The sequence below is a fragment of the Streptomyces sp. Y309 genome (assembly GCF_056712025.1).
Map to the genome: position 1 here is coordinate 5,064,616 of NZ_CM160048.1, position 18,342 is coordinate 5,082,957.

Genomic DNA, 18,342 nt, shown 5'->3' on the forward strand with positions numbered 1-18,342 from the left:
ATGAGGAGAGCGACTGACATGTCGACCCCGCAGAGTGCGCAGGCCACGCAGGCCGCACAGGTAGAACTCGCCATCGGCGGCATGACCTGCGCCTCGTGCGCGGCCCGTATCGAGAAGAAGCTCAACCGCATGGAGGGCGTGGCGGCGACGGTCAACTACGCCACCGAGAAGGCCAAGGTCACCTTCGACGGTGCGGACGTCGCCGTCGCGGACCTGATCGCCACCGTCGAGGCCACCGGATACACGGCTCAGGAGCCCGAGCCCCCGCATCCGGAATCCGGCGGCGGGGGCGGCGGAGGCGACGACGGGCGCGAGGACGCCGCCGAGCTGCGGCCGCTGCGGGAGCGGCTGATCACGGCCGTCGTGCTCTCCGTCCCCGTCATCGCGATGGCGATGGTCCCGGCGCTTCAGTTCGAGTACTGGCAGTGGCTGTCCCTGACGCTCGCGGCGCCCGTCGTGACGTACGCCGCGTGGCCCTTCCACAAGGCGGCCTTCACCAACGCCCGGCACGGCGCGGCCACCATGGACACGCTGATATCGGTCGGTACGTCGGCGGCGTTCCTGTGGTCGCTGTGGGCGCTGTTCTTCGGCTCGGCCGGGATGCCCGGCATGACGCACGCCTTCGAGCTGACCATCGAGCGCAGCGACGGCGCCGGGAACATCTACCTGGAGGCCGCGGCCGGCGTCACCGCCTTCATCCTCGCCGGGCGGTACTTCGAGGCCCGCTCCAAGCGGAAGGCGGGCGCGGCGCTCAAGGCGCTCCTTGAACTGGGCGCGAAGGACGTCACCGTGCTGCGTGACGGGACTGAAAAGAACGTTCTAGTCAGCGAGTTGATGGTCGGGGACCGGTTCCTCGTGCGGCCCGGCGAGAAGATCGCCACCGACGGGCGCGTCGTCGAGGGCTCCTCGGCCGTCGACGCCTCCATGCTCACCGGCGAGTCCGTGCCCGTCGAGGTCGCGCCCGGCGACGCCGTCACCGGCGCCACCCTGAACGTCGGCGGCCGCCTCGTCGTGGAGGCCACGCGCGTCGGCGCCGACACCCAACTGGCCCGCATGGCCCGGCTCGTGGAGGACGCGCAGAACGGCAAGGCCGCGGCCCAGCGGCTCGCCGACCGCATCTCCGGCGTGTTCGTGCCGGTCGTCATCGCGCTCGCCGTCGCCACGCTCGGCTTCTGGCTCGGCAACGGCGCGGGGCTCACCGCCGCGTTCACCGCCGCCGTCGCCGTACTGATCATCGCCTGCCCGTGCGCCCTGGGCCTGGCCACGCCCACCGCGCTCATGGTCGGCACCGGGCGTGGCGCCCAGCTCGGCATCCTGATCAAGGGCCCGGAGGTCCTGGAGACCACGCGGCGCGTCGACACGATCGTCCTGGACAAGACCGGCACGGTGACCACGGGCCGGATGACGCTGCTCGCCACGCACACCGCCGACACCACGGACCGGGCCGAAGTCCTGCGTCTCGCGGGCGCGTTGGAGCACGCCTCCGAGCACCCGATCGCGCAGGCCGTCGCGGCCGGGGCCGCCGCCGAGGTCGGCGCACTGCCCACGCCGGAGGACTTCGCGAACGTGGCGGGGCTCGGCGTGCAGGGCATCGTCGAGGGACACGCGGTCCTGGTGGGGCGTGAGCAGTTGCTCGCCGACTGGGCGATGGCCCTGCCGGTGGAGCTGAAGCGGGCCAAGGACGCGGCCGAGGCGGCCGGGCGTACGGCCATCGCGGTCGCCTGGGACGGCGAGGCGCGGGCCGTGCTCGAAGTGGCCGACGCGGTGAAGGAGACCAGCCCGGAGGCGATCCGCAGGCTGCGTGACCTGGGCCTGACCCCGATGCTGCTCACCGGGGACAACCGGGCCGTGGCCGAGTCCGTCGCCGCGGAGGTCGGCATCGCGCCGGAGCACGTCATCGCGGAGGTCCTGCCGCAGGACAAGGTCGACGTGGTCAAGCGGCTGCAGGCCGAGGGCCGTTCGGTGGCCATGGTCGGCGACGGCGTCAACGACGCGGCGGCGCTCGCGCAGGCCGACCTGGGGCTCGCGATGGGGACGGGGACGGACGCGGCCATCGAGGCCGGCGACCTGACCCTGGTCCGCGGCGACCTGCGGGCCGCGGCCGACGCGATCCGGCTCTCGCGCCGCACCCTCGGCACGATCAGGTCCAACCTGTTCTGGGCCTTCGCCTACAACGTGGCGGCGCTGCCGCTCGCCGCGGCCGGGCTGCTCAACCCGATGCTCGCGGGCGCGGCCATGGCGTTCTCGTCGGTCTTCGTGGTCGGCAACAGCCTGCGGCTGCGCTCCTTCCGGCCACTGAGCTGACGTTTTCTGGTGTACGTGGCCTGATCACCCCGGTGCGGTACGAATTCGCGCCGGGGTGATCTGCGCGTACCCTGGTAATTGGACTAGACCTGTGTTTCTGTGGTCGCCGCCAGCATGACTCCGAGAAGGAAGACGTCACCCATGAGCAAGCGCGCGCTCCTGGAGGTGATCGCCCTCGACGCCGAGGACGCGGTCGCCGCCCAGGCCGGAGGTGCGGACCGCCTCGAGCTGGTCACCGACATGGCCGCGGACGGGCTCACGCCGTCCCTCGAGACCTTCACGGAGATCCGCTCCTCGGTCGGCATCGCGCTGCGCGTCATGCTGCGGCTCGCGGACGGGTTCGCGGCGGGCGACGTGTCCGAGCTGGTGCGGCGGGCGCGGGAGCTGCGGGCCGCCGGGGCCGAGGAGTTCGTGCTCGGTTTCCTGGACGAGGCCGGGGGCGCGGATGTGGCCGCCGTCGAGGCGGTCGTGGGGGCGCTGGACGGCTGCGCCTGGACGTTCCACCGGGCTGTCGACCGGGCCGTCGACCGCGACGCCCTGCGCAAGCAGCTCGCCGAACTGCCCGGGCTCGACACCTACCTCACCGCGGGCGCCGCGGGCGGCGTCGACGAGGGGCTGCCTGTCCTCCTCGCGGAGGCCGCGCGTTCCGGTGAGCCCGGGTACGAGCCCCGCATCCTCGTCGGCGGCGGCCTCCGCCTCGACCACGTCCCGGCGCTCCGCGCGGCCGGGCTCGACGCTTTCCACATCGGCGGGGCGGCCCGGCCCCACGGGTGGGGCTCGCCGGTCTCTTCTTCGGCCGTCTCGACCTGGCGCCGGGCCCTGGACGCCTGACCTGTCCCCGCCGCTCCGCGGCGGGATCTCTCTCCCACCCGCCCACCCGTTTCCAGTCGACCGACAGCTTCGGGCCGCGGCCCCCGCCAAGGCCGACCACCGGCCCACGCAGGCCATGCCTCCGGTGCCGCTCGGGCTTGCTCGGCGTCTGCGGCCCGTCGCCACGTCCTGCCCGCTGTGCGCCGCTCCCCGCTGTGGGCGGCGGCTGCCTGCTGTGTGCCGCTCCCTGCTGTGGGCAGTCGTTCCGCAGGGCGGAACGGGTGGGCACAGCCCAGGCCGACGGGGCCCTGATGTGGGGGGAGGGGTACTGCCCAGGCTCACGGCCACTGTCACGTCATGCGGTTGCCAACGCTTCCGGCAGTGGGGCCGCGTGGATCACCGTCAAGCCGGACACCGCCCGGGTCAGGGCCACGTACAAGCGCCGCAGGCCGGTGCGTTCGTCGGGCTCGGCGTCGACCACCGCGGCCGGCTCGTCCAGGACCACGTAGTCGTACTCCAGGCCCTTGGCCAGGGAAGCGGGGACGAGGGTGAGGCGGGTGTCGGGGGTGGTCTCCTCGCCGGGGTCGAGGTAGGGGAGACCCGCCGCACGCAGCGCCTCCGCGAGGGAGGGCACGCGGGCGTCCGCGGCGATCAGCCCGACCGAGCCCTCGTTGCGGAGGGAGTCCACGCAGGCGGCGAGGACGGCCTCGGTGAGATCCGGCACCCGGCGTACCACCAGCGACCCCGGAGACTGCCGCACCGAGCTCACCTCCGTGAGGTCCGGTGCGATCGCCGGCAGCAACCGCGACGCGTACGCGATGACTTCGCGCGGCACACGGAAACCGGCCGTCAGCTCCTCCACGACGGCGTCCCCCTTGCCGAGATGCCCCAGCGCCTCGCCCCAACTCGGCGTAGCCCACGCGGTGGTGCCCTGCGCCAGGTCCCCGAGGACCGTGACCGACCCGGTCGTACAGCGGCGGCCCACGGCCCGATACTGCATCGGGGAAAGGTCCTGGGCCTCGTCAAGGACGACATGGCCCAGCGAGTGGGTGCGGGTGATCTGGTCGGCGGCCTCGTCGATCAATACGGCGTCCGCGGCCGACCACTTGGCGCTCTTCACGCCCCGCGCGGGCTTGGCCCAGAGAACCGTCTTCTGCTCCTCGGGGGTGAGGATCCCGTCGGCGTGCGCGGCGAGGAAGTCGGCGTCGGACAGCAGCCGGAGCACCAGCTTCGCGGGATCGACGGGCGGCCAGACGGCCTTCACGGCCGCCTTCACCGCCGTGTTCCGCGCCACCGCGTCCTGCACCCGGTCGTCCGGCGCCTCCCCCGAGCGCTCCATCTGGACGAGGACGGCATGCGCGATGCGATGGGGGAGGGCCTCGCGGGCCGCCCCGTAGCGCATGTCGCGGGCCAGCAACTCCCGTACGATCTCCTCCAGTTCGTACGCCGGTACGCGCCACCGCCGCGACCCCCGCACCACCACGACCGCCTCCTCCGGCAGCGTCACGTGCGAGCGCAGCGCCCGGCGCAGCACCTCGGCCATGCGCGCGTCGCCCTTGACGACGGCGGCGGCCGCGTCGTCCGTGCCGCGCACCTCCACGTGCGCCACGAGGTCGTCGACCGTCGCCTGCCGCACCTCCAACTCGCCGAGCGCGGGCAGCACTTGCTCGATGTAGTGCAGGAAGGACCGGTTCGGCCCGATGACGAGGGTGCCGGTGCGGGCGAGGCGCTCGCGGTGGGCGTAGAGGAGATACGCGACCCGGTGCAGGCCGACCGCCGTCTTTCCGGTGCCGGGGCCGCCCTGCACACACACGGACCCGCCGAGTCCGCCGCGTACGATCTCGTCCTGCTCCGGCTGGATCGTCGCCACGATGTCCCGCATCGGGCCCACGCGCGGCCGCTCGATCTCCTCCTGGAGCAGCTTGCTGACCTGCTCGGCCTCGGTGGCGTCCGTCAGATGCTCGTCCTCGTACGCGGTCAGCTCGCCGCCGGTGTACCCGAACCGGCGGCGCAGACCCACGTCCAGGGGGTCCTTCTTCGAGGCCCGGTAGAAGGGCTGCGAGACGGGGGCGCGCCAGTCGATGACCATCGGGTCGCCGTCGGCGTCGTGCACATGCCGCCGCCCGATATGCAGTGTTTGATAAGCGGCCTCCGGCCGCGGGCGCTCGCCCTCCCCGCCCTCGGCCTGCTCGGCACCCACCGCGTGGAGGAAGTCGAGCCTGCCGAAGAACAGCGGCGTGTGCGCGAGGTCGGCCAGGGCCTTGATCCGCTCGTCGATCTGGCCCTGGAGGACTTCGGCGTTGACCCAGTTCGCCGTCACGTCGCGGATGTCCAGGGCCTGCGCGTCCTCACGCATGGCGCGCAGCGCGGCACGGGACGCGGTGAGGTGGGCGCGTTCGCGGGCGAGGGGGTCTTCGGGCGCGGTGTCTTGGGGCGCGGCGTTCACGGGGTGGCCTCCGGCGGCGGTACGGGGTGTGCTCGGTGTACTCGGTACGTGACTGCATGGCTCGGGGCCGCCGGTTTCCGGCCGGGCGGCGGCGCTCCAACAGGGCGGGAGGCGGGAAGGGGAGAGCTTAGTGAGGGGGGTCGGGGCGGGGCCAACGAATTTTTCCGGTGCGGCGACCGCTCTTCCGGCGCGCGGCGGACCCCGGGAGACGCCACACCGCCAAACCCTGAGGCGTCCCCGAGAGAACCCTGAGGGTTCCCCTCCCTCCGGAGACGGACGGCCGCCGCCCCGGAGTCGTACCGACGGACACCGCCGGTTACCTCCGCAGACCGATGTCTGGGACGGCCCCGCGAACCACCATGGAGACATGAGCGCAGCAACCATCACCCCCGCGTCCCTCGGCCCCGGCCCCCGCCCCTCCACCGGCGCGACGGCCCTCTCCGGCACCCACCGTCCGCACCGCCTCGGCGCCGCACTGCGCGCCGCGAAGGTGTTCGCGGGCGCGGCGTTCGGGGTGGCAGTCCTCGGTGAGTACGCGGAAGAGGCGGGCGTCCGCCGCCGCTGACTCCGTACGCGTCGAGCACGTCGCTGTACGCGTCGACCACCTCGCCGACGTCGCCCCGACACGGGCGCCACACCGGCCGTTGGTCGCCGTTCGCTAAGGTCACGGCCGTGAAGCGACGGACTGTGACCATGCCGTCACCAACCGCGGTGACTGGAATCCTCGTTCTGGCCCTCTCCTGCACCGGCTTCGCGGCCCTCTGCGCCGTGCACGGTCTGCCCATGGCCGACGCTCTCGTCTACCGGGCCGAGGGAGCCGCCGTCGTCGACGGCCGGGACCTGTACGGGTTCACCGTCACCCAGTGGGAACTCCCCGCCACCTACCCGCCGTTCGCCGCGCTCCTCTTCGTACCGACGACCTGGCTGCCGCTCGCCGTGCTCAAGGGCGTCTTCCTCGTGGGCAACGTCGCGCTCCTCGTCCTCCTCCTGCACCTCTCCTGCCGCCTCGCGGGCCTGCCCTCGCGGGCCGCGCCGCTCTGTGCCGCCGCCGCGTTCGCGCTGTGGCTCGAACCCGTCTTCCAGACCGTGCTGTTCGGGCAGATCAACCTGGCGCTGGCGTGCCTGGTGCTGTGGGACCTCACGCGCCCGGCGGGGGCCGTCGGCAAGGGTTTCGCCGTGGGCATCGCCGCCGGGATCAAACTGACCCCGGCCTTCTTCATCGCGTATCTGCTGGTCACCCGTCGGGTACGGGAGGCGGGCACCGCTGTCGTCGCGTTCGCCGGGACCGTGCTCCTAGGGGCGCTCGTGCTTCCCGCCCCCAGTGCCGACTTCTGGACGCGGCGGATCTTCGAGACCGGGCGGGTCGGCAAGGCGTGGATCGTCGACAACCAGTCCCTGCAGGGGCTGGCCGCCCGCGTCCTGCACGTGCCTGAGCCGGGGCTCGTGTGGGCCGTGCCCGCCGTGGTGGTGGCGGGGGTGGGGTTGTGGGTCGCGCGGAGGGCTGGGGCCGGGGCGTGGGGGTTGCTGGTCGCGGCGGGGGCCGCGCTCCTCGTCTCCCCCATCAGCTGGTCCCACCACTGGGTGTGGTGTGTGCCGGTGATCGTGGTCCTTGCGGGGGAGGGGCGCCTTCGGCTTGCGGGGGTGGTCGCGGTCGTCTTCACGGCCCGCACGCTGTGGCTCGTGCCGCACGAGGGCTCCTCGGACCTCCACCTCGCTTGGTGGCAACAGCCGTTGGGGTCGCCGTATGCGTTGCTGGCGGTGGGCTTGTTGGCGCTGCTGCGAAGCCCCCAATCCCGCCCCTTCCCGAAACCGGGGGCTCCGCCCCCGGACCCCCGTATCGGCCTGAACGGCCTCGTCCTCAAACGCCGGACGGGCTGAAAGTTGCCGGAGCGTGCCGACTACGTCCGGTAGGGCAAGTCAGGGCGGGCGGGTGGGAAAAAGCCCGTCCGGCGCTTGAGGACGAGCCGCGAAGCGGCGATCGGCGGGGGCCAGGGGGCAGCAGCCCCCTGGACTCGGGAAGGGGCGGGCTGTCGAAGACCGGCAAGGTCTACTTCATGCACGGCGACAAGTACGTGCGCTGCACGATGGCCACCCACACCATCGACGACGGCTACCCGAAGACGATCACGGCGTACTGGCCGGGCACGCAAAGCGCCCGTTTCGGTACGGGCAACAGCGCGGCCCTGGTGTGGGACGAGGACGGCAAGCGGCTGTACCTCTTCAACCGCGACCAGTACGTCCGCTACGACCTGGAAGCCGACAGGGTCGACGACGGCTACCCGAAGACGATCGGCTCCTACTGGGCCGGAATGCGCGAAGCCGGCTTCGACAGCGGCATCGACGCCTTCATCCGCTGGGACTCCGCCACCGCCTACGCCTTCAAGGGCGACCTGTACCTCCGCTACAACATCTCCAAGGACAAGGTCGACCCCGGCTACCCACGCAAGATCACCGACCACTGGCCGGCCCTCGCCCATGCACACGTACGACGCGTCCTGGCCCTGTGGAAGGCCCCGGCCACGGAGCTCGGGGCCACGGAGGCCGAGGCCCCGATCCGCCCGGTGGTCGAGGCGGGCACCTCCACACCCGCTTTCCTCACGCCGGACGACCGGCCCGACCGGCCTCTCCCGGACGGGGCACACAAGGTCCGTAGCTGGAAGGAATTCGAGCAGCTGTGGGATGTCCCCGCCCTTGTCGAGGAAGGCAAGCCGAAGGAGGAGGGCAAGCAGAAGCCCGGGAGCCTGACCACGCGTAGGGCCACGGCTGAGTCCGTGCAGGGGTTCTTCGCCAACGGAGGCAAGTCCTGCTACATCGTGACGGTGCCGCGCACGAAGGACGGCCCGGACTACGCGAAGGCCCTGGCGGCGCTGGAGAAGGTCCCCGACGTGCACATGGTCGTCGCGCCCACCCTGTGGCTCGACAAGCCGAGCCCGGCCCAGGCGCGCCCCATGATGCAGTCCATTGCGGCACACTGCCAGAAGATGAAGAACCGAGTGGCGATCCTGGAACCGCCGCCCCGGTCCGACTCCGTTGCCGCCGGAGCACAGAGCCTCGACACGGAGCCACCGATCCGGAGTTCGTACGCCGCGGTCTACCGGCCTTGGGTGAAGGTCCCCGGACTCGACGACCGGGAGCGCCTGGTGCCGCCCGGCGGGCATATCGCCGGGGTCTGGGCGCGCTCGGACGCCGACCGAGGAGTGCACAAGGCGCCCGAAGGGTTCCTGAAGGGAGTGCTCGACCTGGCTGAGCAGCAGCCGAGTGAGGCCCAGGCCGAAGGGCTGAACTCGGCCGGGCTGAACTGCCTGCGCGTCTCCCCGCAGCGGGACGTCCGCATCTGGGGAGCACGGACCACAGACCAGTCCGACGTGAATTTCAAGTACATCAACGTGCGACGACAGGTCTGCTTCCTGGCCGACTCCATCCACCAGAGCAGCCAATGGGCGGTGTTCGAGCCGAACGACGAGAAGTTGTGGGGAGCCCTGCGAAAGCAGGTTTCCGGCTTCCTCTCGGACCAGTGGCGCAAAGGCGCACTGCAGGGAGAAACCTCGGAACAGGCGTTCTACGTGCGCTGCGACAAGAGCAACAACACGCAGGCCGACATCGACAAGGGGGTACTCCACGTCGACATCGGAATCGCCCCCGCGCGGCCGGCGGAGTTCGTCGTCTTCACCATCACGCAGACCCGTCCGTAAGCCCTCCCGGGCCCTCAGCCCTCCGCAAGCACCCCGTCCGCGTCCATGATCCGGTACGCGTACCCCTGCTCCGCCAGGAACCGCTGCCGGTGCGCGGCGAAGTCCTGGTCGATGGTGTCGCGGGCCACGACGGAGTAGAAGCGGGCCTCGTGACCGTCGGCCTTCGGCCTGAGGACGCGGCCGAGCCGCTGCGCCTCCTCCTGGCGGGAGCCGAACGTGCCGGACACCTGAATGGCGACGGTCGCCTCCGGCAGGTCGATGGAGAAGTTGGCGACCTTGGACACGACGAGGACGGAGATCTCGCCCTCGCGGAAGGCGCCGAAGAGCTTCTCGCGCTGCGCGTTGGTGGTCTCGCCCTTGATGACGGGCGCGTCCAGATGCTCGCCCAGCTCGTCGAGCTGGTCGATGTACTGGCCGATGACGAGCGTCTGCTCGCCCTTGTGCTTGCGCACCAGCGCCTCGGTGACCTTCCGCTTGGTCGCGGTCGTCGCGCAGAAGCGGTACTTCTCCTCGGCCTCGGCGGTGGCGTACGCGAGCCGCTCGCTGTCGGTGAGATTGACGCGCACCTCGACGCAGTCGGCGGGCGCGATGTACCCCTGGGCCTCGATCTCCTTCCAGGGCGCGTCGAACCGCTTCGGGCCGATCAAGGAGAAGACGTCCGACTCGCGGCCGTCCTCGCGGACGAGGGTCGCCGTAAGACCGAGCCGTCGCCGCGCCTGGAGGTCCGCGGTGAACTTGAACACCGGCGCGGGCAGCAGATGCACCTCGTCGTAGAGGATGAGCCCCCAGTCGCGGGAGTCGAAGAGCTCCAGGTGCGGGTAGATGCCCTTCCGCTTGGTCGTGAGGACCTGGTACGTGGCGATGGTGACCGGGCGGATCTCCTTCTTCGTACCGCTGTACTCGCCGATCTCGTCCTCGGTGAGGGAGGTGCGCTTGACCAGCTCGTGCTTCCACTGGCGGGCGGAGACGGTGTTGGTGACGAGGATGAGGGTGGTGGCCTTGGCCTCGGCCATGGCGCCCGCGCCGACGAGCGTCTTGCCGGCGCCGCAGGGCAGTACGACGACGCCGCTGCCGCCGTGCCAGAAGCCCTCGACGGCCTGGCGCTGGTAGGGGCGCAGGGCCCAGCCGTCCTCGCGCAGCTCGATGGCGTGGGCCTCGCCGTCGACGTACCCGGCGAGGTCCTCGGCGGGCCAGCCCAGCTTCAGCAGGGTCTGCTTGATCTGGCCGCGCTCGGAGGGGTGCACGACGACCGTGTCCGGGTCGACGCGGGCGCCGACCAGCGGCTGGACCTTCTTCGAGCGGAGGATCTCCTCCAGGACCGGGCGGTCGGTGCTGGTGAGGACGAGGCCGTGGGTGGGGTGCTTGGAGAGGGTGAGGCGGCCGTAGCGGGCCATCGTCTCGGCGACGTCGACGAGGAGCGCGTGCGGGACGGGGTAGCGGGAGAACTCGACGAGGGCGTCGACGACCTGCTCGGCGTCATGGCCCGCCGCGCGGGCGTTCCACAGGCCGAGCGGCGTGACGCGGTACGTGTGGATGTGCTCCGGGGCGCGCTCCAGCTCCGCGAACGGGGCGATGGCGCGGCGGCAGGCGTCGGCCTGCTCGTGGTCCACCTCGAGCAGGAGGGTCTTGTCCGACTGGACGATGAGCGGTCCGTTCACCGGGTGCCCTTTCGCTAGGCCAAACATCCAGTGTGCCGCATCGCCGCGCGGGCGGGCCCGGGTCACGAGTCCTAGGTCACGGCGGCGCGGACCTGCGGGACCGCGCGGAGGACGCGGTCGGCGGTGGCGAAGTGGACGAGGCCGTGGGCGGCGACGGGGGCGCAGACCGGGGCGTGGCCGAAGGGGGCGTACGCGCGCTTGGCCAGGGCGGGGCCGCCCTGTCGGGCGTCCAGGGCGATGAGCTCGCCGCCCTGGGTGAGGACGTACACCACGTCGCCCGCGACGGCCGGGGAGCTGGGTGTGGGGGACGCTGCTCTGTACGACCAGACGGCCTTGCCCGTGTCGCGGTCGACCGCGTGGACGCCGCTGTGGAGGCCGGTCACGTGGACGAGGTCGCCGAAGCCGCCGACCGCGGGGGTCGACCAGGCCTCGCCGTCGGGGCCGAGGGGGCAGGACCAGACAAGGCTCATGGAGTTCACTTCGACGGCGACGAGGCTGCCCCCGGTGGTGCCGAAGTAGGCGATGCCCTGATCCACCAGGGGCGCGGCGAGGGAGAGGCGGGCGCGCTCGGGCGCACGCGTGGCCTTGTGCTCCTGCCCGCCCCTCAGGCCGATGGCGTGCATCAGGCCGCGGCGCTCACCAAGGACGATCGTGGTGCCGTCCGCGATGGCGGGTGCCGTGAGGGAGCCGGGATCGCCCGCCGTCTTGAGCGCGCTGCCGACGGCGTCCGAGAAGATCCGCTCCCCCGAGCGCGGTCTCACCAGGGCGAGTTCCTCCGGGCCCGTACCGTCCGCGCCGCGGGCGACGAAGGAGACGAGCTGATGGGACACGGCCGGTACGCCCAGCGCCCGGACGTCCAGGGCCCACTGCTCCTCGCCGGTCGTGAGGCTGAGCGCGCGCAGCGAGTCGCCCGTGACGAAGAGACCCGGGGCTGTGCGGGGCAGGATCCCGAGCCAGGGGCGGGTGCCCGGGGGCGTGACGCGGCGACTCCATCGGGGCTCCCGGGTCCTGGCACTCAGGGCGTACACACGGCCCCTGTCGTCCGCCGCGTACAGCGTGCCGTCGGCGACCAGGACCTGGTGCGCGACGCCCTGGGTCGGGTACGACCACACCTGGGGCCCCGGCCGCCGATCACTGGCGGCAAGGCTCGCGACGCCCGCGCCCAGCACCGCCGCGGTCCCCGTCCGCAGCACACGCCTTCGCGAAAGCCCCCGTGAAAGCCCCCGCGGCCGCGGCACCGCGGGCGCCGGAAGCAGCGCGGCGAGGCCGTCCGGCGGCGCGGCGGGGGAGGCGGCGGACGGAAAGCCGTCGAGTACCGCCGCCACCTCGTCGAGGGAGGGCCGCTCCTCGGGCCGCTTGGCCAGGCACGTCGCGGCGAGCTCGCGCCAGCCGCGCCGCAGCCCGGAGAGGTCCGGTTCCTCGAACCGGATCGCGTACATCACCCGCCACATGTCCTCCGCCTCGAACGGCGCCCGCTTGCGCAGCGCGTACACGAGCGTCGACGCGAGCGAGAAGACGTCGGCGGCGGGCGTGATGTTCGCCGCGTCCCACTGCTCGGGCGCGGCGTACGCGGGCGTGCCGAGGAACTCCTGACTGGTGGTGAACGTGCTGGCGTGCAGATGCCGGGCGAGACCGAAGTCGAGGACGCGCGGGCCGCCCGCGCTGAGCAGGACGTTCGACGGCTTGAAGTCGCGGTGGACGAGGCCGGCGCGGTGGATCGCGGCGAGCGCGTCCGTCAACTGGCGCCCGACGGTGCGTACGTACTCCTCCGGCAGCGGTCCGTACGTCTCCACGGCGTCGGACAGCGCGACGCCCGGCACGTACTCCGTGGCGAGCCACGGCTGGTCCGCCTCCGGGGCGGCGTCGAGGACCTTGGCGACGAGCGGGCTGTCGACCGTGCGCGCCGCCGTGACCTCGCGGGCGAAGCGGCGCCTGGCCTCCTGCGCGTGCATCAGCGACGGCCGCACCCGCTTCACCGCGACCTGCCGGCCTCTGCGGTCCTTGCCCAGGAAGACCTCGCCCATGCCGCCGCGCCCGAGCACACCGGTCAGCCGGTAGGGCCCGAGGCGCCGCGGATCGGACTCCAGAAGCTTGCCGATGGCCGGTGCGGGCGTCACGCAGTGCAGGCTATTGGTGACAATGTGTGGCTGCCGGGGAGTTGGGTGAACCTCGCCCGAACGGGCCGGAGTTGCATCTGGGGGCTGCGCCCCCTTTCCCCTGCCCCTTCGGGCCTCCGCGCCTCGTCCTCAAACGCCGGACGGGCTCAATCTCGGTCGGCCTGTCCCTTTCGCTGCTGGCGGTGCAGGGCGCCTACCGCCGCGAGCTGTCTGTGTTCCCACGCCGTCGCCCGGCGGAGCCGGTAGAAGGCCACCCGCCACTCCATGCCCGTCGGGTGCGCCAACTCCACGAACAGGCCGTCCACTTGCCGTACGACGGCGGGCATCTCGTACACGCGGTCGAAGACCACCAGGCCGGGGCGCAGTTCCCGGGACGTGCGGAAGGTGTCCGGCTCGGCCGTTCCCCCGGTCATCCCCGCGGCGCCTTCCGGGTCCGTTCCGCCGAGCCCACGGGCTCCACGCTTGCCGGGTCCGCGTCCCATTCCCTGCCGCCGCCCAGGGGCCGCAGTTGGACGTACGGTCCCTCGTGGCCCATCACCCGGCCCAGGTCGCCTGTTGCTCCGTCCCTCACGGTGCTGCCGATCTCGGGCTTGACCGGGTCCATCCGCTCCACCTCCTGAGCACGGAACGTCTGCGCAGAGCGCGACAGTTGGATTACCGTGCGTGTTCCGGATGCTTCGAGCATGAACCAAGAACAGGGCGCGAATGCCGTCAGCACGCTGTACTTCCTCGGCGCGCGGCGTTAGTTCCACAACTTCCACAGGGGAGCACAGAGGAGAACGTCATGCCGTCGAGGCGCGTAGTCACAGGCCGCAGCCAGAACCCACGGCAACGATTCGCCGAGGAACTGCGGTCCCTGCGGACGCAGAGCGGATACAGCCTCCGCAAGCTGGGCGAGATCCTGGGCTGGGACTGGTCCCTCTTCGGCAAGATGGAGAAGGGGGAGTCGCTGGGCGGCCCGGAGGTTGTTCAGGCCCTTGATCAGCACTACAGGACGCCGGGTCTGCTGTTGGCGCTGTGGGAGCTTGCCATCGCGGATCCCATGCAGTTCCAGGAGCAGTTCCGCCGGTACATGACGTTGGAGGCCGAAGCGCTGAGCCTGTGGCACTTCGCCGTGAGCGTGCCTCCCGGGCTGCTTCAGACCGAGGGGTACGCATATGAATCGCTCGCGGCGGGCGGCTTCAAAGGACCGAAGCTGACGCAGCAAGTCGAGGCCCGGATGGGGCGACAGCGGGTGCTGGTCAGGGATGACCCGCCGCCCTTCCGCAGCATTCTGTCCGAGGCCGTGCTGCGTACGCCGCTGCGCGACCCGCAAGCGTGGCGGGCGCAACTGGAGCACCTCGTCGAAGTAGCCGAGCGGCCGAGCGTGACGCTCCAGGTGCTGCCCCAGGTGGCGGGCCTGCACGGTCTGGACAGCACCGCGACCATGTTTCTGCGCCTGCCGGACGGGCGTACCGTGGCCTACATCGAGAACGTTCTCCGAGGTGAACTGGTCGAGGAGAACAGCACAGTTGAGTGGATGCAGCGTGTCTACGATGCGGTGCGCGACCAGGCGTTGTCTCCCGCCGAGTCGCGGAAGTTCATCGGACGGATCTTGGAGGAATCGCCGTGCGCACCATCGACCTGAGCACTGCTACCTGGCGCAAGAGCTCCCGCAGCAGTTCGACCGGCGGCGAGTGCCTTGAAGTCTCCGGTGACTTCCCCGGCCTCGTACCCATACGCGACAGCAAAACCCCCAGCGGCCCCGCGCTGATCGTCACCGCCGGCGCCTGGGCCGCCTTCGTGGAGAGCCCCCTGGCCAAGGGAACGTACTAGGGGATGAACATCACCGAGTGCGGAACGGTCGCCCCGCCGTACACCCCGCCCTCGTTCGGGAACAGCGTGTCCTGGGCGACCGTGCACTCCGAGGTGCGGAACAGAATCGCCCGGGTGTTCGTGAAGTTGTCGGCGACGCCCGCCCCGCCGTCCAGCGGGATGCACAGGTTGTCGGGCGGGTTCGTGACCGAGAAGCGGAAGCCCGTGTCGGCCCGGTTGTAGAAGAACTGGCCCGTCGCGGCCTGGGCGCTGGTCGACAGACCTGTCACCAGCACGGCCGCGGAGCCGACGACCACGGTCACCCGGCCCAGTCGTTTCCACACGTGCGTGATGTGCATGTGAGCCCCCTGTTCCGAATCTGTTCGGAATGCGGATGTTCTGTGTGTCCAGGGCAGCAGGTATGCCGGCGACACGCCCCACCTGGGCCCGGGAAGCACCCGAAGGTGGCGGCGGCGCGGCGTGCGCTCCGGGGTGCGTGCGACGCGCGGGCGACCCGTCGGCGGGGCGGCGGGCCGGATGCGCCGGGGCGCCGCGTCCGCCCCGGCCCGGCGGGCGACCCGCTACCGTGGCCAGGATGAGCACCCCGGACGCCCCCCGTTCCCTGGCGGAAGCCCTCCGGGCGAGTGATGACGTGACGCTCGTCGCGCTGTTGCGGGCCCGGCCGGACCTTCTGACGCCGGTCCCGAACGACCTCACGCAGCTCGCGACCCGCGCGGGCACGCGGGCGTCCGTCGTGCGCGCGCTGGAGCGGCTCGACCGGTTCGCGCAGCAGGTCGCGGAGGCCCTCGCGGTGGCGCCGGAGCCCGCTTCGTACGAGGCGCTGCTCGGGCTGCTCGCGGGCGACGAGGCGGGCGCGGCGGGCCAGGTCAGGGCCGCCTTCGACCGGGCCCTGGCCACCCTGCGCGGCCAGGCCCTCGTGTGGGGCGGCGACGACCGCCTGCGCCTCATCCGCACCGCCAGAGAACTGCTCGCGCCCACCCCGCAGCGGCCGTCCCCGACCGGGCTCGGGCCGACCGTCTCGGAGGCGATGGCCGGGATGTCGCCGGGCCGCGTACAGAGCCTGGTCGCGGCGGCGGGGCTCCCGGCGACGCACGACGCGGTGTCGGCCGTGGAGGCGCTGACGGGGCTGTTCGCGGACCGGAAGCGGATGTCGGCGCTCCTCGACGAGGCGCCCGCGGAGTCCGTGGAGGTCCTCTCGCGGCTCGTGTGGGGGCCGCCGTACGGGCAGGTCACCGCGGAACCGGCGCCGCACCTGCGCTGGCTGATCGACCGGGGGCTGCTGCTCCCGACGGCGCCGGGGACGGTCGTACTGCCCCGTGAAGTGGCCCTGCACCTGCGCGGCGGCCGCGCGCACCGCGTCCTTGAGGCCGTGCCGCCCGCCGTGGCCGCCGCCCGCGAGCATCGTCCACAGGTTGTGGACGCGACGGCGGCCGGCCAGGCGCACACGGCGCGCGCCACGATCGACGAGCTCCTGAAGGACTGGGACGAGGGCGGCCCCGCCGTCCTCCGCGCGGGCGGCCTGAGCGTCCGCGACCTGAAGCGGACCGCCGCGGCCCTGGACGTGCCGGAGCCGCAGGCAGCGTTCTGGGTCGAACTCGCCTACGCCGCCGGTCTAATCGCGGCCGACGGCGAGGCCGACGAGCGGTACGCCGCGACGCCCGCGTACGACACCTGGCAGGAGCTGCCCGCCGCCGAGCGCTGGGCGCGGCTCGCCACCGCGTGGCTGACCGCGACCCGTACGGCGGGCCTGGTCGGCGGGCGCGACAGCAAGGACCGGACGCTGTCGGCGCTCGGACCCGGCCTGGACCGTTCCGCCGCGCCCGAGGTCCGCCACCGCGTCCTCGCCCTCGCCGCCGAGCTGCCCGAGGGCGCCGCCCCCGACCCGGAGTCGATCCTCGCCCGGCTCCGCTGGGAACGGCCTCCTGGCACGGGCGCCTCCGACCTGCGGGCCCGGCTCGCGCAGTGGGCCCTGAGTGAGGCGGAACTCCTGGGCGTCACCGGGCGGGGGGCGCTCGCCTCGCACGGCCGCGCACTGCTGGCCGCAGGCCCTGAGCAGACTTCTCCGCCGCTCCGCGGCGGGCCTTCCACCCACCCACCCGTTCACCCTGTGCCGCAGGGTGGGCCGGGGGTGGGCGGCGGTGCCCCTGCGCCGCAGGGCGCCCCAGCCGTGGGTGGCGTCCCCTTGTATCGGGTGCCCAGCTCCGCCGAGCTCGCCCTCGCCGCGCAGGAAGCCGCCCGCATCCTCGCCCCGCTCCTCCCCGAACCTCTCGACCACGTCCTGCTCCAGGCCGACCTCACCGCCGTCGCCCCCGGGCCCCTGCAACGTCCCCTCGCCGACGCGCTGTCCGTGCTCGCCGACGTCGAGTCCAAGGGCGGCGCGACCGTGTACCGGTTCACGCCCGGGTCCGTGCGGCGCGCCCTCGACGCCGGGCAGAGCGCGTCCGACCTGCACGCGTTCCTCGCCGAGCACTCCCGTACGCCCGTCCCGCAGCCCCTCGCGTACCTCATCGACGACGTCGCCCGTAAGCACGGGCACCTGCGCATCGGCGCCGCCTCCGCGTACGTACGCTGCGACGACGAAGGCGTACTCAACGAGATCCTCGCCGACAAGCGCGCCCAGGGGCTGCGGCTTCGGCGGCTCGCGCCGACCGTGCTCGCCACGCCCGCCGAGCCCGCCGTGCTGCTCGACGGGCTGCGGTCCATGGGATTCGCGCCCTCCGCCGAGAGCGCCGAGGGCGACGTGCTGATCACCCGCGCGCACAGCCGACGCACGCCGCCGCGTACGCCGCCCGAGCCCGTGCCCGACGGGCCGCCGCTGCCCGACTCCACCCTCATCGGCGCCGCCGTGCGCGCCATCCGGGCCGGTGATCTTGCCTCTACCGCGCCTCGCAAGGTCGCGCCCGCCGCGGCCGGTGAGTTGCCGCGGACCACGGCCGCCGAGACCCTTGCCACCATGCAGGCCGCTGTTCTCACCGGTGAGGCGTTGTGGATCGGGTACGTCAACGCGGAGGGGGCCGCCAGTCAGCGTGTCATCGCCCCGGTGCGGGTCGAGGGTGGCTTCGTGACCGCGTACGACCACACGGCGGACGAAGTCCGCACCTATCCGTTGCACCGGGTCACGGGGGTGGCGGAACTGGCGGACGAGGCGGGCTGAGCCCTCGCGGGGGGCGCCCCAGTCCCGCCCCTTCACCGTAACCAGGGGCTGCCGCCCCCTGGACCCCCGCTGGGTGGGTGTCCCGTTCGGGTGGGCCAGACCCCCGCCGATCGCCGCTCCGCGGCTCGTCCTCAATCGCCGGACGGGCTAGTAGGGGCCGGGTGGGCTGGAAGGGTCGGGTGGGCTCGAAGGGGCGGGTGGGCTGCGTGGGTGGGTGTCCCGGGCGGGTGGGACGGTCCTCCGTCGGTCGGCCTGCGGCCTCGTCCTCAATCGCCGGACGGGCTGTTTCCCACCCGCCCGCCCTTAGACGCCGGGTGGGCTGTTCCCCATCCGCCCGCCCATGGAC

The 18,342-nt window shown here is 72.5% G+C and carries 14 protein-coding genes; 8 read left to right on the top strand and 6 right to left on the bottom strand.

Annotated features, from left to right (window positions below; translation table 11 throughout):
* The first annotated feature begins 18 nt into the window (after positions 1–18).
* Together AC0KTA_RS20615 and AC0KTA_RS20620 are read left to right on the top strand one after the other, a co-directional pair.
* Positions 19–2,304: a heavy metal translocating P-type ATPase gene (locus tag AC0KTA_RS20615; protein ID WP_481049683.1), complete on the top strand. Its 2,286-nt coding sequence runs from the start codon at positions 19–21 to the stop codon at positions 2,302–2,304.
* Positions 2,305–2,445: 141 nt separating this feature from the next.
* Complete coding sequence (locus AC0KTA_RS20620) at positions 2,446–3,135, top strand: copper homeostasis protein CutC (protein WP_481049684.1); 690 nt, start codon at positions 2,446–2,448, stop codon at positions 3,133–3,135.
* 334 nt (positions 3,136–3,469) lie between these two features.
* Here the strand turns inward: AC0KTA_RS20620 and AC0KTA_RS20625 are convergent, their stop codons facing one another.
* On the bottom strand, positions 3,470–5,560 hold the full coding sequence (locus tag AC0KTA_RS20625) for a HelD family protein (protein ID WP_481049685.1): 2,091 nt from the start codon (positions 5,558–5,560) through the stop codon (positions 3,470–3,472).
* 367 nt (positions 5,561–5,927) lie between these two features.
* Between AC0KTA_RS20625 and AC0KTA_RS20630 the strand changes: the two genes are divergently transcribed.
* From AC0KTA_RS20630 to AC0KTA_RS20640, 3 genes are all read left to right on the top strand, one after another.
* A complete protein-coding gene (locus AC0KTA_RS20630; RefSeq protein WP_481049686.1) occupies positions 5,928–6,125 on the top strand; it encodes a hypothetical protein in 198 nt (65 codons plus the stop codon).
* 128 nt (positions 6,126–6,253) lie between these two features.
* Positions 6,254–7,438: a glycosyltransferase 87 family protein gene (locus AC0KTA_RS20635; RefSeq protein WP_481049687.1), complete on the top strand. Its 1,185-nt coding sequence runs from the start codon at positions 6,254–6,256 to the stop codon at positions 7,436–7,438.
* 149 nt (positions 7,439–7,587) lie between these two features.
* Positions 7,588–9,252 carry a hemopexin repeat-containing protein gene (locus AC0KTA_RS20640; RefSeq protein WP_481056502.1) on the top strand — a complete coding sequence of 555 codons (1,665 nt, stop codon included), beginning with the start codon at positions 7,588–7,590 and terminating at the stop codon, positions 9,250–9,252.
* A 14-nt stretch (positions 9,253–9,266) separates the two neighbouring features.
* Here the strand turns inward: AC0KTA_RS20640 and AC0KTA_RS20645 are convergent, their stop codons facing one another.
* The 4 genes from AC0KTA_RS20645 to AC0KTA_RS20660 form a co-directional block, all read right to left on the bottom strand.
* On the bottom strand, positions 9,267–10,910 hold the full coding sequence (locus AC0KTA_RS20645) for a DNA repair helicase XPB (RefSeq protein WP_481049688.1): 1,644 nt from the start codon (positions 10,908–10,910) through the stop codon (positions 9,267–9,269).
* Between the two features lie 71 nt (positions 10,911–10,981).
* Positions 10,982–13,027: a protein kinase domain-containing protein gene (locus AC0KTA_RS20650; RefSeq protein WP_481049689.1), complete on the bottom strand. Its 2,046-nt coding sequence runs from the start codon at positions 13,025–13,027 to the stop codon at positions 10,982–10,984.
* A 146-nt stretch (positions 13,028–13,173) separates the two neighbouring features.
* Positions 13,174–13,440, bottom strand: a complete 267-nt coding sequence (locus AC0KTA_RS20655) for a hypothetical protein (protein WP_481049690.1) — start codon at positions 13,438–13,440, stop codon at positions 13,174–13,176.
* Complete coding sequence (locus tag AC0KTA_RS20660) at positions 13,437–13,631, bottom strand: hypothetical protein (protein ID WP_481049691.1); 195 nt, start codon at positions 13,629–13,631, stop codon at positions 13,437–13,439. The genes AC0KTA_RS20655 and AC0KTA_RS20660 overlap by 4 nt, the downstream gene beginning before the upstream one ends.
* 180 nt (positions 13,632–13,811) lie before the next feature.
* Here AC0KTA_RS20660 and AC0KTA_RS20665 point away from each other — a divergent pair, with 180 nt between their 5' ends.
* On the top strand, positions 13,812–14,654 hold the full coding sequence (locus tag AC0KTA_RS20665) for a helix-turn-helix domain-containing protein (RefSeq protein ID WP_481049692.1): 843 nt from the start codon (positions 13,812–13,814) through the stop codon (positions 14,652–14,654).
* The gene (locus AC0KTA_RS20670) at positions 14,636–14,842 is read left to right on the top strand and encodes a DUF397 domain-containing protein (protein WP_481049693.1); all 207 of its coding nucleotides are present in this window, start codon (positions 14,636–14,638) and stop codon (positions 14,840–14,842) included. The genes AC0KTA_RS20665 and AC0KTA_RS20670 overlap by 19 nt, the downstream gene beginning before the upstream one ends.
* Here the strand turns inward: AC0KTA_RS20670 and AC0KTA_RS20675 are convergent.
* Positions 14,839–15,180, bottom strand: a complete 342-nt coding sequence (locus AC0KTA_RS20675) for a hypothetical protein (RefSeq protein ID WP_481049694.1) — start codon at positions 15,178–15,180, stop codon at positions 14,839–14,841. The two genes, AC0KTA_RS20670 and AC0KTA_RS20675, sit on opposite strands and share 4 nt — an antisense overlap.
* Before the next feature lie 236 nt (positions 15,181–15,416).
* Between AC0KTA_RS20675 and AC0KTA_RS20680 the strand changes: the two genes are divergently transcribed.
* On the top strand, positions 15,417–17,996 hold the full coding sequence (locus AC0KTA_RS20680; protein ID WP_481049695.1) for a helicase-associated domain-containing protein: 2,580 nt from the start codon (positions 15,417–15,419) through the stop codon (positions 17,994–17,996).
* The last annotated feature ends 346 nt before the right edge of the window (positions 17,997–18,342 follow it).